15 protein-coding genes are annotated in these 12741 nt (G+C 49.2%); 2 read left to right on the top strand and 13 right to left on the bottom strand.

Annotation, left to right across the window (positions count from 1 at the left end; all coding sequences use genetic code 11):
- Position 1: 1 nt before the first annotated feature.
- From MHM89_RS13815 to ccmA, 6 genes are read right to left on the bottom strand one after another with little or no spacing between them, the layout of a single operon-like run.
- Positions 2–1948: a heme lyase CcmF/NrfE family subunit gene (locus MHM89_RS13815; RefSeq protein WP_239409043.1), complete on the bottom strand. Its 1947-nt coding sequence runs from the start codon at positions 1946–1948 to the stop codon at positions 2–4.
- 3 nt (positions 1949–1951) lie between these two features.
- A complete protein-coding gene (ccmE, locus tag MHM89_RS13810; protein WP_022944767.1) occupies positions 1952–2431 on the bottom strand; it encodes a cytochrome c maturation protein CcmE in 480 nt (159 codons plus the stop codon).
- Positions 2428–2640 (bottom strand): heme exporter protein CcmD, encoded by a 213-nt coding sequence (ccmD, locus tag MHM89_RS13805; protein ID WP_022944768.1) that lies wholly within the window; start codon positions 2638–2640, stop codon positions 2428–2430. The genes ccmE and ccmD overlap by 4 nt, the downstream gene beginning before the upstream one ends.
- A complete protein-coding gene (locus tag MHM89_RS13800; RefSeq protein WP_022944769.1) occupies positions 2630–3379 on the bottom strand; it encodes a heme ABC transporter permease in 750 nt (249 codons plus the stop codon). Before MHM89_RS13800 ends, ccmD begins: the two co-directional genes overlap by 11 nt.
- A gap of 1 nt (position 3380) precedes the next feature.
- On the bottom strand, positions 3381–4067 hold the full coding sequence (ccmB, locus tag MHM89_RS13795) for a heme exporter protein CcmB (protein ID WP_022944770.1): 687 nt from the start codon (positions 4065–4067) through the stop codon (positions 3381–3383).
- Positions 4067–4687, bottom strand: a complete 621-nt coding sequence (ccmA, locus tag MHM89_RS13790; protein WP_081604405.1) for a cytochrome c biogenesis heme-transporting ATPase CcmA — start codon at positions 4685–4687, stop codon at positions 4067–4069. The genes ccmB and ccmA overlap by 1 nt, the downstream gene beginning before the upstream one ends.
- Positions 4688–4789: 102 nt before the next feature.
- On the opposite strand from ccmA, the gene MHM89_RS13785 reads away from it, so the two are divergent.
- On the top strand, positions 4790–6994 hold the full coding sequence (locus MHM89_RS13785; protein ID WP_239409042.1) for a flagellar hook-length control protein FliK: 2205 nt from the start codon (positions 4790–4792) through the stop codon (positions 6992–6994).
- Position 6995: 1 nt separating this feature from the next.
- The gene (locus MHM89_RS13780; RefSeq protein ID WP_022944773.1) at positions 6996–7301 is read left to right on the top strand and encodes an EscU/YscU/HrcU family type III secretion system export apparatus switch protein; all 306 of its coding nucleotides are present in this window, start codon (positions 6996–6998) and stop codon (positions 7299–7301) included.
- Here the strand turns inward: MHM89_RS13780 and MHM89_RS13775 are convergent.
- From MHM89_RS13775 to MHM89_RS13745, 7 genes are all read right to left on the bottom strand, one after another.
- Positions 7298–7714 (bottom strand): DUF2802 domain-containing protein, encoded by a 417-nt coding sequence (locus MHM89_RS13775; protein ID WP_022944774.1) that lies wholly within the window; start codon positions 7712–7714, stop codon positions 7298–7300. The two genes, MHM89_RS13780 and MHM89_RS13775, sit on opposite strands and share 4 nt — an antisense overlap.
- A 3-nt stretch (positions 7715–7717) precedes the next feature.
- The gene (locus MHM89_RS13770; RefSeq protein ID WP_022944775.1) at positions 7718–8212 is read right to left on the bottom strand and encodes a chemotaxis protein CheW; all 495 of its coding nucleotides are present in this window, start codon (positions 8210–8212) and stop codon (positions 7718–7720) included.
- Between the two features lie 62 nt (positions 8213–8274).
- Positions 8275–9087: a chemotaxis protein CheW gene (locus MHM89_RS13765; RefSeq protein ID WP_239409041.1), complete on the bottom strand. Its 813-nt coding sequence runs from the start codon at positions 9085–9087 to the stop codon at positions 8275–8277.
- Entirely contained in the window at positions 9084–9866 is a 783-nt protein-coding gene (locus tag MHM89_RS13760; protein WP_022946899.1) for a ParA family protein, read from the bottom strand. The genes MHM89_RS13765 and MHM89_RS13760 overlap by 4 nt, the downstream gene beginning before the upstream one ends.
- Complete coding sequence (locus tag MHM89_RS13755; RefSeq protein WP_026111394.1) at positions 9866–10846, bottom strand: OmpA family protein; 981 nt, start codon at positions 10844–10846, stop codon at positions 9866–9868. Before MHM89_RS13755 ends, MHM89_RS13760 begins: the two co-directional genes overlap by 1 nt.
- A 1-nt stretch (position 10847) precedes the next feature.
- The gene (locus tag MHM89_RS13750; protein ID WP_045978608.1) at positions 10848–11612 is read right to left on the bottom strand and encodes a flagellar motor protein; all 765 of its coding nucleotides are present in this window, start codon (positions 11610–11612) and stop codon (positions 10848–10850) included.
- A complete protein-coding gene (locus tag MHM89_RS13745) occupies positions 11605–12738 on the bottom strand; it encodes a chemotaxis response regulator protein-glutamate methylesterase (protein WP_022946902.1) in 1134 nt (377 codons plus the stop codon). Before MHM89_RS13745 ends, MHM89_RS13750 begins: the two co-directional genes overlap by 8 nt.
- Positions 12739–12741: the final 3 nt, after the last annotated feature.

The following is a 12741-nucleotide window of genomic DNA, read 5'->3' as shown; positions in this document are numbered from 1 at the left end:
ACTAACCTTCCTTACGCACGCGACGTCGATAGCGTCTATCGAACAACACAACAAACCCAGCTAAGGAGATTAATATCCCACCTAGCCACATCACCCGCACATAAGGTTTATGGTACAAGCGTAAAGACCACGCGTTACCGCTTAATTGCTCACCAAGGGCCAGGTATAAATCGCGGGTAAAACCTGGGTCAACCGCAGCCTCGGTCATAAACTGCATGCCGATGTCATAGCGGCGTTTTTCTGCATGTAATACGGCTTCCACCTCATCACCATCAAACACAGTGACAACGCCAGCGTGACCACTGTAATTGGGGCCGCGAATGGCTTTAACACCATCAAAACGGAATTCATAGCCACCTAAGGCAACTTGCTCACCGGGCTCAACGCGCACGTCTCGTTCGGTGGAATAAGCCGATGTTAGGGTGACCGAGATCACGACTAAGGCAAGACCGACATGGCCAAGCAGCATCGCCCAATAGCTCAAACCGAGACGCTTAATGCCAGTGGCCACACTGTTTGCTTGTGACACTTTTAACAACAGGTCTTGGGCGCTCATGATTAACACCCACACTCCAAGGCCGGTGGCCAGTAGCGTTAAGGCACTGACGTTATCGAAGCTGCTATACAGCCACACCGGTGTCGCGATCAGTGTCAGGACTAACCCGAGGCCATACTTACGAGCCACTTGATTAAACTTATTCTGCTTCCAGCGTAGCAGCGGTGCGGCGCCTAATAGCAAGGCAAAAGGCACGATTAAATAACTGAACATCTGATTGAAGAACGGTTCACCGATGGAAATAGACCCAAGGCCGAGCTCCTTGTGCACCATAGGGAGCAACGTGCCAAGCAGGACAATAAGGGTTGCCACCACCAGTAAAATATTGTTTAGCCACAGTGCGACTTCACGGGAGAATAGGCTATAACGTCCCTCACTTTGTACCTGCCCTGCACGCAGAGCATACAGCAACAAGCCGCCACCGACGACGATGGCTAAAAACGCCAAAATAAACATACCGCGATCTGGGTCTGACGCGAACGCGTGCACCGAGACGATGATCCCTGAACGCACGATAAAGGTACCTAGTAAACTCAGCGAGAACGCTGCGATGGCCAATAGCACAGTCCATGACTTAAAGATGCCGCGTTTTTCCGTGGTCGCCAAAGAGTGCAATAATGCGGTGGCCACCAGCCACGGCATCAGTGAGGCGTTCTCTACTGGATCCCAGAACCACCAGCCCCCCCAGCCAAGTTCAGCATAAGCCCACCAGCTACCGATAGTGATACCGAGAGTCAAAAAGCCCCAGGCAGCCATCGTCCAAGGACGAGACCACTTGGCCCACAAATTATCTAGCTGACCGGTCAACAGTGCGGCAATGGCAAATGAGAAAGAGACAGATAAACCCACATAGCCCATGTACAGCAATGGCGGGTGAATAATCATGCCAGGGTCTTGCAGCAAAGGATTAAGATCGCGCCCTTCTACTGGAAAGTAAGGTAATAAGCGTTCAAACGGGCTCGACATCAATAAGGTATAAAGCATAAAGCCAACCGCTAAGAACCCAAGTACGCCGAGCACCCGGGCGCGCAGCGGCCATGGCAACGATTTAGACATCAGCGCCACTGCGGCTGTCCAACCCGCTTGCATGACCAGCCATAATAAAATAGCGCCTTCATGGCCACCCCAAGTCGAGGTTATTTTGTAATACCAAGGTAGCGTGCTACTGGAGTGGTAAGCAACGTAGGCGACGGTAAAGTCATCGGTGACACTGGCGTAAATAAGAGCCGCAAAAGAGAGCAGAACAAAAATGAATTGGCCCACAGCCAAAGAGGGAGCTGCACGCATTAACCTGAGATTACCGGTATGCGCGCCCCACAAAGGAAATATAAACAACAGTACACACAGCACCATTGCTAAGGTTAGGGAAAAGTACCCGAGCTCTGGAATCATAATTTAGTTGCCGTAATTGCTATTGTATTTAGGTTTCTCGTGTTTGATACCCTTCACCGCTTCTGCCACTTCCTCTGGCATGTACTCTTCATCGTGCTTGGCGAGTACCTCAAATGCCTCTACCACATCGGTCTGCACTAAGGTGCCCTGGGCTACGATGCCTTGGCCTTCACGGAATAAGTCCGGCAAGATGCCTTTGTAACGGATGGTGACCATAGGGCCACTGTCAATCAGTTTAAACTCTACAAATAGCGAGTTTTCGTCGCGCTTAACTGAGCCTGGCACCACCATGCCGCCAATCCGTAGTTTTTGGCCAATACTGGGTTTTTCCAAATCTTTACCCTTGCCTTCAATCAGCTCACTGGGGGTATAGAAAAGGTTAATGTTCTCTTGCAACGCATATAGAGTAAGCCCCACCGCCGATGATAAACCGAGCAATAAGGCAATAATGGTGATTAAGCGTTTTTTGCGTCTTGGGTTCATAGTGACGACTCCTGCTGCGAGCGTTTCGCTCTCTCAATACGTTGCTCTCGTGCGCTTTGAGCGGCAACCTGCTTGAGCACGTTACGTTTCTCTAATAGCGAGGTCACTAAAAGCGCAATCAAAATAAATGCACAGCTGCCGAAGGAAAGCCATACATAAAAGCCATACCCACCCATGGCGAGAAATTCAGAAAAACTATTAAACTCCATGTTTTGCTCCTGTGGCGAGTGCTCTCACCCACGGTCGATGTTGTTCACTTTTTAACAGCTCCGTTTTCAAACGGATCAACGTTGCCCAGCCTAAAAAACCAGCAAAAGCGACAATATTAACCATTAACGGCCAAAACATACTTGGGTCGATGGCAGAGGTATCAAATTTAGTAATGGTTGAGCCCTGATGCAGGGTATTCCACCACTCGACTGAGAAGTGAATAATGGGTAAGTTGACCACTCCGACAAGGGCCAAAATAGACGCTGCCTTGCCTCCGGCACGTTTGTCTTCAAAGGCATGGTACAAAGACAAGACCCCTAGGTATAAAAACAACAGGATGAGCTCTGAGGTTAAGCGTGCATCCCATACCCACCAAGTACCCCACATAGGTTTACCCCACGCGGCGCCGGTCAATAATGCGATCACCGTCATTGCCGCCCCCACCGGGGCTATAGCAATCACCGCCAGTTGGGCATTGCGAATTTGCCATACTAACGCGACGATGGCGGCAATGGCCATCGACGAATAAGCACCCATCGACCAAATAGCCGACGGTACATGAATGAAGATAATGCGATAGCTGTCTTTTTGTTGGTAATCGGCCGGCGCATAAGCCAACCCCCAAACCCAACCTAAGATCATGCATATCACGGTAACCACTGCAAAAAACGGCAACAGTGTGTTACACAGCGTGTAGGCCCGCTCGGCCTTGGCATAGGGATGTAACCACTTCCACATACTAGTTAATACTCACTTTCAATGCTGATGAAACGGCAATAGGCGCAAGCACGATGGCGACGGTAAGAAATGCACCTAAGATTGCGAGCTGACCGCCATAAGCCAACGACATGCTGGCTGTATCAATGGCGGAAGTCGCAAAAATCAATACGGGAATGTACAGCGGTAAGACCAACAAACTGAGTAACACTCCCCCTTTTTGCAAACCCACGGTTAACCCCGCGCCGATCGCCCCGATCAAGCTTAATAATGGAGTACCGATAAGCAACGTTAACAACGTTGCATTGAGGGCCTGCATTTCTAAATTCATTAGTAATGCGAACAGTGGCGTTAATAACACCATTGGCAAGCCTGTAATGGTCCAATGCGCTGCAATTTTTGCCGACACACTGAGCGACAAAGGGAATGGCGACAATAATAACTGCTCCAAAGTACCATCTAGGTAATCATCTCGGAACATTTTATCCAGACCCAACATCGTCGCTAGTAAAGCAGCGACCCAAATAATACCCGGCGCCATGCGTGCCAATAAGTTTGGCTCAGGACCCACGCCAAGTGGGAACAGTGTAATCACGATTAAGAAAAACAGCAGCGGATTAACAATATCGCTGCGCTGGCGAAAGGCAAGACGCACATCTTTTTTATATACGCTGGCCCAAACTCGCCAGTAGGAGTGCTGCTGAATCATTAAATGCGATACTCCAACTGCAACTTACTGAGGTGAGAAAAGTGCGCGGTCAAGTCTTGGTGACTGGTGAGTAAAATCGCCCCTTGTTGGGCTAAATGCTGAGCGAAACGCTGTTGCAATAATGCCACGCCTTTTTTATCTACGGCAGTGAATGGCTCATCTAAAAACCACAGTTTGGCATCATTGAGCCACAACCGAGCCAAGGCGACACGGCGCTGTTGGCCAGCTGATAATTGCCGCACCGGAACATCTTCTAATCCTACTAAGCCAAGATTGCTCAACACGTCATAAATATTGAGGTCGGTTTTCAGTCCGTGAGTATCAAGCCAGAACTGACAATTTTCTAATGCATTTAACTGTGTGTTTACACCCGTTTTATGGCCAATAAACAACACTTGTTGCGCATAGTTTTCGTAGTCACGGCGAATACACTTTTGCATAAAGCGCACTTGCCCTTGCATAGGCTCTGAAAAGCCCGCCAAAATGCGCAATAAAGAGGTTTTCCCAGCCCCGTTAGGCCCCTCTAACTGCATGATCTCCCCAGCGTTTATTGAAAAGCTAAGGTCTTCAAACAGGCATCGCTCTTGCTTAATGCAAGTGACTGCGTCAACGTGTAACACGAACAGGCATTCTCAGTGCTTAAAATTGGGCGATAGTCTACCATAATGCTATGCTAATGCGAAAAATTGCGGGCAAAACTTTGATCTTGTTTCGGGGGTAATATGTCGGGCCCATCTGCCCCTTTAATTCATCACACACAAACGCTGAGCATCGCTGGCGATACGCAGCAGGCTAAGACACTCACGCTGCCCACTGAGCAGCCCTTGGCGGTTAAAAATGTTCATATCAGCGCTGACAAAGCAACAATGCAAGTTCAGCTGCAAGGTCAATGGCGGACCCTCGAGGTTCCCCTGCAATCAGCACCAAAGGGGCCGCTACCATTGACTATTGAGCAAGGCACCGTGCAACTTAATGCTCAAGGACAACTGCAATTAACGCCCAGCAAAACCTCGCTACCGCTTAGCTCCGCTCAGGATATAATGCGTTTGCTTGGCGCAGCCTTAACCAATGGTCAGGGCCAAGTTGTGAGCCCAACGCGTTTGGCGCTAACAGTGCAATTAACTGACAAAGCAGCCTTATCAATACCGGCGCTTAATGCCAGTTTGCATCTAAATAAATCCAGTGCCGAGATAATTAACGCTCAGCCATCGCCGACATCCTTGATCGTTCAGTTAGTGAAAGGAAAGATACAGGCCCACTTACCGCTTAGTGGAGGGAGCCAATTACCACTGCCGATGAGCCAACAAAAGCTCGTTGCCATGCTGCTAAAGACGCCGATGAACTTGCAGTTGCTACCACGTCCCGATGGTAAGCATGCTCAGCTCAACCTGGTCGGTGGCCAAGCGAATAAAGCCATATTGACCTTGCCGATAAACCGAACCGTATCGGCTCAACTGCCAACTCAGGGCCTCACAACAAGCCTGGGGGTAGCGCCAACATCACCTGCGTTACAACTCAAACTGCAATTACCGCGTATCGACTTACACGTTGCCCGCCCACAAGTGATTGTGGGCACTCAAAGCACCGCCACGGCCTCCCCGGCAACACAGCAACTCGGTGATAGGCCGGTAATAGACAACAAAGCAAACACCTCGTTATGGCAGCATGCTAAGCAACAATTACAGTCTTGGCAGCAAGGGCGAAGTGCGCCAAGTATCAATTCACTCGCAAGTGCTCAGCAGTTATTACAAAGTACTGCAAAGCCACTGCTTAGTACGGTGCTATTTGATACGCCGAAAAAGCTTGAACCGGTGTCTCTCAGCGCCTTTAATGGCGCGGCAAGACCCAACGCCATGGCGCAACCATTAAGCCCGAGCGTTGAGGTGAGCGCCTTGCTTAATACCCTTCGCAATCAATCGCCGCTATTAGCATTAACCGCACAGATGCAACACACGGTAAAAGCGACCTTGGTGTCTGGGGCTGCTACAGAAACGGTATCAGGGGCACAAGAAGTACTCTCCTTGCCTCTCAGTAAGGCGTTAATGGCACCACTAATAAAGCCTTACACAGCACAGCATAGCTTGACCCATCACCTTGCCAATCTAGACACTCTGGTGCAAAACGCGCCTAAAGAGCTACAGCAACTCGTCAATCAAGCTTTTAGTAAAATGGTTGGACCGCATACTCCGGCAGCCAACACAGTCAATCAGTTGCAAGCCCAATTGCAGCCTTGGTCACAGCCTGTTAGCCAATACCGTGCAAGCGTCACAGCTCAAATCGATACTCTTTTGCTATCACTGTTGGGCGCTCAGAGCCTGCAACAGCTGCCAAGCACGATAGCGACTCACAGCCAAAGCGCCTTGATGCCACTGATAAACCTACTTTTAGCTCAAACACCGCAAGCGCCAGCTTCTGCTGCTGAGCAAGTATTGCAACAACTGCAAAGTGCGGGGGCGCAAGCATTAGGCGGCGATTTGGCAGCCATTAAACAAAGTATGACGCCCCAGTCCAGCGCTCCACAATTAACAACGCAGCAAGATTCTAACCCTTTGGTACAGCTGTTTTTACCTATGCGTTTGCCACCCGAGGCAGGACAAACGCAGCTAAGTATTGGTCGCTACAAAGAAAAGAGCCAACAAGGCAAGGGCGAAGACGTGTGGTTTGTGCGTATGCAATTTGACTACCCTAAATTGGGCGAGCTCAGTGTGCAGGCGCACTTGTGTAAGCAAACCCTCAATTGTGAACTTCGCGCCAGCTCTCAGGCTTTGCACCACCTTGCTAACGAACACAGTGAAACACTAAGACGCAAGCTGCAAAGTCACGGCCTCGGCGTTGCGCCCATTAAGGTTGAGCAGGTGAGTGAACAACAAGTACAACAGTGGCGGCAGTTTTATCGCCGTCATAGTATCGTTAATTTAAAGGTGTAGTATGACAGCATCAACCCAACGCAGTGCCATTGGACTGCTCTACGAGCATGGCAGTGCGCCAACCGTATCGAGCAAAGGGTTTGGCGAGTTAGCCGAGCACATTATCGAAGCAGCGCAAGAACAAGGCATATTAATTCACCAAGATGCTGATTTAGCGAAGACCTTAGAAAAGCTCGATCAGGGCCAAGAAATCCCCAAAGAGCTTTATTATGTGATTGCTGAGCTTATTGCCTTTTCCTATGTATTACGTGGTAAGTTTCCACCTGGGTGGCAGAACTTTAGCAATAAGCTCAATGTGAAAGCTTAATTTTTCTGATGCAATGAGAACAGTAACTCAGCTTCTGCCCGAGGTAGCTCACATTCGCTCATCACTTCTTCCATGGGCGCACCTAGCTCAATCATTTTTACTGCTCGAGAGTAGATTCGTGCTTGCGGGTCTGCTTCACGAATAGTGTCTTGCTGTTGCGCCACTTCTTCGGTGCGCTGTTGAATTTGGCCAATACGGTTGCTCATATTTGCCAATGCTGTGCGCAACTCACTGACCTCCGCACGCAAAATTTGCGTTTGTGATGACGCCTGTTTTTCAGTGTCCATGTTTTGTCGCAGTGCCCGCATTTGCCGCGCTAATTGCGACGTACGTAACCACAACACTATTACTAAAACCGCCAGCAATAACACTATGCTAGCGGCTATCATATACAGCAGATTTGGGTCTTTCATTACTTAGATATTACTTAACTCGTCCCACTCTTCGTCACTGAGTAGTTTGTTTAGATCCACCAAAATCAGTAACTCACCGTCACGGTTTGAGACCCCTTGGATAAACTTAGCACTCTCTTCTGTGCCAATGTTGGGCGCACTGTCGATTTCAGAGCTGCGCAGGTACACCACCTCAGCGACCGAGTCGACCAAAATACCAATAACCTGCTTTTCCGCTTCGATAATCACAATACGAGAGTTGTCAGTGACTTCAGCGTCAACTAACCCAAAGCGTGAACGGGTATCAATCACGGTAACCACGTTGCCCCGCAAGTTAATAATACCCAGGACATAACTGGGTGCACCGGGCACGGGCGCGATCTCGGTATAACGAAGTACTTCTTGTACCTGCATCACATTGATACCATAGGTCTCTTCCTCTAACCGGAAGGTGACCCATTGCAGTACCTCATCACTGCTGTCTACATCTTTCGCTGATACTATTCTTTCTTCGCTCATACTTAGCTCCATAACGCCGTCTGTCATGAATCGGCCTTGGTTACCAATTAGTTTGTGCCTGATTACTCAGCCTGACTGTCTAACCCTTGCTCTAAAAGCAGTTGCAGGTTATCCACATCAATTAAAGCACACATTTTTTCTTTTATAACCCCAGCAAGCCACGGACGCTTACCATGGCTTTGTCGCCACTTTACGTCTTCACTTTTCAAGGTTACGTTGTTGATCAAATTCTCAGCGGCTAATCCCCACTGAGATTCTCCAAGCATTATCACATACTTATAGTTTAATGCCTGTTCCAGGTTTTTGTCATATTTTTCTGGCATTACCCAGCGGGCGGTGTCCACAAGGCTGACTTTTTCATCGCGGTTTAACATCACCCCTTTGAACCAAGGTGGTTTCCCGAATAATTGGTTTACTTCACCAATCTGGTGAATACCACCGAGAGATTTCAGAGGCACTGCTAATAGCAAACCAGCCACGTCAAAAAACAGCGCCTGAAATTCGCCCTGCATATATTCTTCTCGCGCCGCCTGTGGCGCGCGCAGCTTAGTGCCAGAGGATGCAGGTTTTTCCTTATTAATTGCCCGAGCAATATCCTCAACGTGCGTGCTGGATTGCTGTTGCTGTTGCTGTTGCTGTTGCTGTTGCTGTTGCTGTTGCTGTTGCTGTTGCTGTTGCTGTTGCTGTTGCTGTTGCTGTTGCTCGCGAGCCTGTGCTTGCTGCTCTGCCTGCGCAAGTAACTTTTCAAGTGGCTCAAGTTTATTTGCCTGAGGGGATTCAGTGATGACCGGCTTAGCTACCCGCCTAGGCTCTGCTTCTTCTTTAAGTAGCGCGCTGAGGTACTCCTTCATCACCTTTTCATTAGGACCACTCATGCATCCACCTGCTTGTTTTGCAAATAGTCTAAGAGCGCACGGTAGGCTTGTACGCCTCGCGCCTTAGCACAGTGCTTACTAGGCACCTGCTGCGCAAGGCTGGCATCGCGAAACTTGGTATCAATGGGGATCACACCCGGCCAAACACTGTCATGATACGTAGCGCGCAGTTTTTTGTATGCATCCAAAGAGGCATTGGTGCGCTTATCATACATAGTCGCGACCACCGTGTATTGATAGCTATAGGTTTGTGCACTTTGCTGCATCAGCTCCATCGTGCGCATCATGCGATCTAGTCCTTTGAGCGCAAGAAACTCAGTTTGCACAGGTATGAGCACGCGCTCGCTTGCTGCCAACGCGTTCACCATTAACACCCCAAGTACCGGTGGGCAATCGAGAATGGCATAGTCATAATGTTCGCTGATTTTCGCTAATACCTTTTTAAGTATTAACCCCATGCCGTTTTTATTACCCATGCTTCTATCAAGCGTGGCGATAGCCATGGTAGCAGGCAGAATATCAATATTTTCGACACCGGATGGACACAGCGATTGCAGTATTTCCTCACTCGCCATATTTTTACCGCGAGTGAAAACATCGTAAGCACTCACTTCGATGGCCTCTGAATCAATACCAAAATAGTAGGTAAGCGACGCATGAGGGTCGGTATCAATTAATAAGACACGCTTTCCTTGTTCAGCCAATAGACCGCCTAAAGACACCGTTGTGGTGGTTTTACCCACCCCGCCTTTTTGGTTCGCGACCGTCCATACCTTCATTATTGCTGTTCCTCATTGCGCGTCGTAATACGAATACCGCCATGGGGTAGTTGTATTATTTTTATTGTATTGTCAGTGCTTGGCAGCTCTTGCTCCACTGCGGGCTCAACTGATTCAACGGCACTGTCTTGTTGCGGGGTCTCTTGCAGAGGCAAGGCAAACTTTGAAATTGCGATGACCACTTTACGATTTTGCGCCCGCCCTTGGGCAGTATCATTGTCAGCAAAAGGGGTGTACTGCCCATACCCTTCCAACGCCATTCGCGCAGGGTTTATGCCCAGGGTTTGCAACTCTTTGACTACCGCCGCTGCACGTGCCGCTGATAACTGCCAATTGGAGCGAAACATTTCGTTATTGATACTGCGGTCATCGGTATAGCCACGCACACGCAAGTAATTGCGCATTGGCGAAATAATCTCAGCAATACGAGCCACCACTTGTTCGGCGCGATTCGTCACCGTGGCGCTGGCGCTTGGAAAAAGCAGCCCCGAACTCATCTCAATAGTAAGCCAATTCTCATTCAGTTGGAGCTGTGCATCACCTTGGCGAATTTCATTAAGCAAAGTGCCAGTTAACTTATCTAACAAAGTTTCTAAAGGCTCTCCGAGCTCTTTTTGCTCGATAAGACTCACGTCTGCTTGCTCTGGAATCAACTTTGAGCCACGAATAGGCTCTTTGACAATACTTTCACCTTCTAACACATTCTCATTGACGGGCAGTGGTTGTTGCAACACACCGTCTCCTGTGGATTGCTGCTGCTCAGTTAATATGGGTTGAGTCACTTGGGTAGCACGGTCAAAAAATTGCTCCAACGTCTGCGAAAAAATAGCAAACTCTTCGTCTTTTTTATTGATAGCAATCGCGTACATGACCACGAACAAAGCGAACATAATAGTCATATAGTCAGCGTAAGAAACGAGCCAACGGTGGGTGTGTTGCGACTCCTTTACATGACCTCGGCGGTGACGAATACGCATCATATTAGTACCCTGCACTAACATGGCGCTCAGCGCAGTAAGCCTCGAGTTTCAACTCTATATTTGCGGGCGTCTCTCCCTGCTGCATTGCCATGATACCCTCAGCGATAAGCTCATGATAGAGCATTTTTTCTTCAATCACTTGCTTTAGCTTGTTGGCAACGGGCAGGAATAACAAGTTGGCAAAGCCCACGCCATAAATCGTGGCCAAAAACGCGGTGGCGACCCCAGCACCCAATTTATCGGGTTCGCTAATGTATGCCATCGCCTGAATGAGCCCGAGCACAGCCCCTAAAATACCAATGGTCGGCGCATATCCTCCCATGGCCTCGTAAACACGAGCTGCATCTAGCAACCGCTCGCGCTCTAACATAAGCTCGATTTCTAGGGTGTCACGCAAGCGCTGCTCATGAGAGCCATCAATCAGTAAGCTTAAGCCTTTAGCGGCATAAGGGTCTTCACTTACGAGTGCTTGTTCCTCAAGAGCCAGGTATCCTTTTTGACGTGCGGTACTGGCCCACGATTTAATTTGCTCAATCCCAGCTTGGGTATCATAAAACGGGGGAACAAATACCCACTTAAAGACTCCCAAGGCCTTTTTGAAGGTCGCTAGTTGCGATTGTAACATTACGGCACCTAAAGTGCCGCCAAGGACAATGATCAGTGCCGGTCCATCAATCAGCCCTGAAACCATACCGCCCTCGAGGCTATAGCCTAAGGTAATGGCGATAATGGCAACAGCAAGGCCAATTATGGAAAGTTTATCCACAGCCGACTTCCTTGAGTAAATGCGCGGCAACATCGTCAAGAGCCACTTGGTGGTCATGCAAACCGGCGCTGGCTATCGCTTGCGGCATACCATACACAACACAAGACTGCTCGTCCTGCGCCCAAACCCGTGAGCCTGATTGTTTAAGCATCCGCGCACCTTCACGACCATCAGCGCCCATCCCGGTCAGCACAATGGCTAATACATCACCGCCAAATGCTTTTGCGCTACTGGCAAAAGTAACATCAACACTGGGTTTATAAGTAATTCTTGGGTTGTCGTCTTGAAATACCTTCAGAGTTTGCTGTTGAGCGCGGCCATCAAACATCATTTGCTGACCACCTGGTGCAAGATACGCCGTTCCAGGTTGCAAACGGTCTCCCTGTTGCGCTTCTTTTACCTTGATTTTGCAAAGGTTATTCAAGCGCTGCGCAAACGCAGGAGTAAATGCGGCCGGCATATGCTGAATAAGCAAAATAGGATGAGGAAAATTGGCTGGCAGCTTGGTCAGAATTGTCTGCAGTGCCACAGGCCCCCCGGTAGAGGTGCCAATAGCCACTAACTTGTACTTTTTGCCGCTGGGCTTGAATTGGCTAGCGCTTTGAGGCCGAGTCGAAGCTCCTTGGTTAAAGCTTCTATCAGGTTGCGCTGAACTGCGTGTGGTGACACTGGGGCGCGCTGGTGACGATGCCGTTGTCGAGGTCGTTGGGCGATTAAAACGCGAAAGACGACGACGTCCTAGCTCGCGCACCTTTTGTCGAAGTATCTCAATCGCATCTTGGTTGTTGCGCGCGATGTCTTCAAACTTTTTCGGTAAGAAATCCAATGCCCCGGCATCAAGTGCATCCAGTGTGGCACTGGCTCCTTCACGCGTCAGTGAGGAAAACATAAGAATAGGTGTTGGCGATTTCGCCATGATTTGTTTCACCGCAGAAATACCATCTAACACTGGCATTTCCACATCCATGGTGATCACATCTGGGCGTAACTTAACTGCTTTCTCCACCGCATCGGCGCCATTGACAGCTGCGTCAATGACTTCGATATTGGCATCACCTTCAAGAATTTCAGTAACCCGGCGACGAAAAAAGCTTGAGTCGTCAACTATTAGAACTTTGACAGCCATTTA

The sequence above is a fragment of the Pseudoalteromonas sp. CNC9-20 genome (genome assembly GCF_022347875.1).
Lineage (GTDB): Bacteria > Pseudomonadota > Gammaproteobacteria > Enterobacterales > Alteromonadaceae > Pseudoalteromonas > Pseudoalteromonas ruthenica.
The sequence above is the reverse complement of the archived record's forward strand: the minus strand, read 5'-3'. Positions and strand labels throughout refer to the sequence as shown.

What these genes read in the sequence shown, in the direction of transcription:
- MHM89_RS13775 (WP_022944774.1), bottom strand. Translation starts at nt 7,714, where the DNA reads ATGAAAGACCCAAATCTGCTGTATATGATAGCCGCTAGCATAGTGTTA.
- MHM89_RS13815 (WP_239409043.1), bottom strand. Translation starts at nt 1,948, where the DNA reads ATGATTCCAGAGCTCGGGTACTTTTCCCTAACCTTAGCAATGGTGCTG.
- MHM89_RS13760 (WP_022946899.1), bottom strand. Translation starts at nt 9,866, where the DNA reads ATGAAGGTATGGACGGTCGCGAACCAAAAAGGCGGGGTGGGTAAAACC.
- MHM89_RS13780 (WP_022944773.1), top strand. Translation starts at nt 6,996, where the DNA reads ATGACAGCATCAACCCAACGCAGTGCCATTGGACTGCTCTACGAGCAT.
- MHM89_RS13770 (WP_022944775.1), bottom strand. Translation starts at nt 8,212, where the DNA reads ATGAGCGAAGAAAGAATAGTATCAGCGAAAGATGTAGACAGCAGTGAT.
- MHM89_RS13765 (WP_239409041.1), bottom strand. Translation starts at nt 9,087, where the DNA reads ATGAGTGGTCCTAATGAAAAGGTGATGAAGGAGTACCTCAGCGCGCTA.
- ccmD (WP_022944768.1), bottom strand. Translation starts at nt 2,640, where the DNA reads ATGGAGTTTAATAGTTTTTCTGAATTTCTCGCCATGGGTGGGTATGGC.
- MHM89_RS13745 (WP_022946902.1), bottom strand. Translation starts at nt 12,738, where the DNA reads ATGGCTGTCAAAGTTCTAATAGTTGACGACTCAAGCTTTTTTCGTCGC.
- ccmB (WP_022944770.1), bottom strand. Translation starts at nt 4,067, where the DNA reads ATGATTCAGCAGCACTCCTACTGGCGAGTTTGGGCCAGCGTATATAAA.
- ccmE (WP_022944767.1), bottom strand. Translation starts at nt 2,431, where the DNA reads ATGAACCCAAGACGCAAAAAACGCTTAATCACCATTATTGCCTTATTG.
- MHM89_RS13755 (WP_026111394.1), bottom strand. Translation starts at nt 10,846, where the DNA reads ATGATGCGTATTCGTCACCGCCGAGGTCATGTAAAGGAGTCGCAACAC.
- MHM89_RS13785 (WP_239409042.1), top strand. Translation starts at nt 4,790, where the DNA reads ATGTCGGGCCCATCTGCCCCTTTAATTCATCACACACAAACGCTGAGC.
- MHM89_RS13800 (WP_022944769.1), bottom strand. Translation starts at nt 3,379, where the DNA reads ATGTGGAAGTGGTTACATCCCTATGCCAAGGCCGAGCGGGCCTACACG.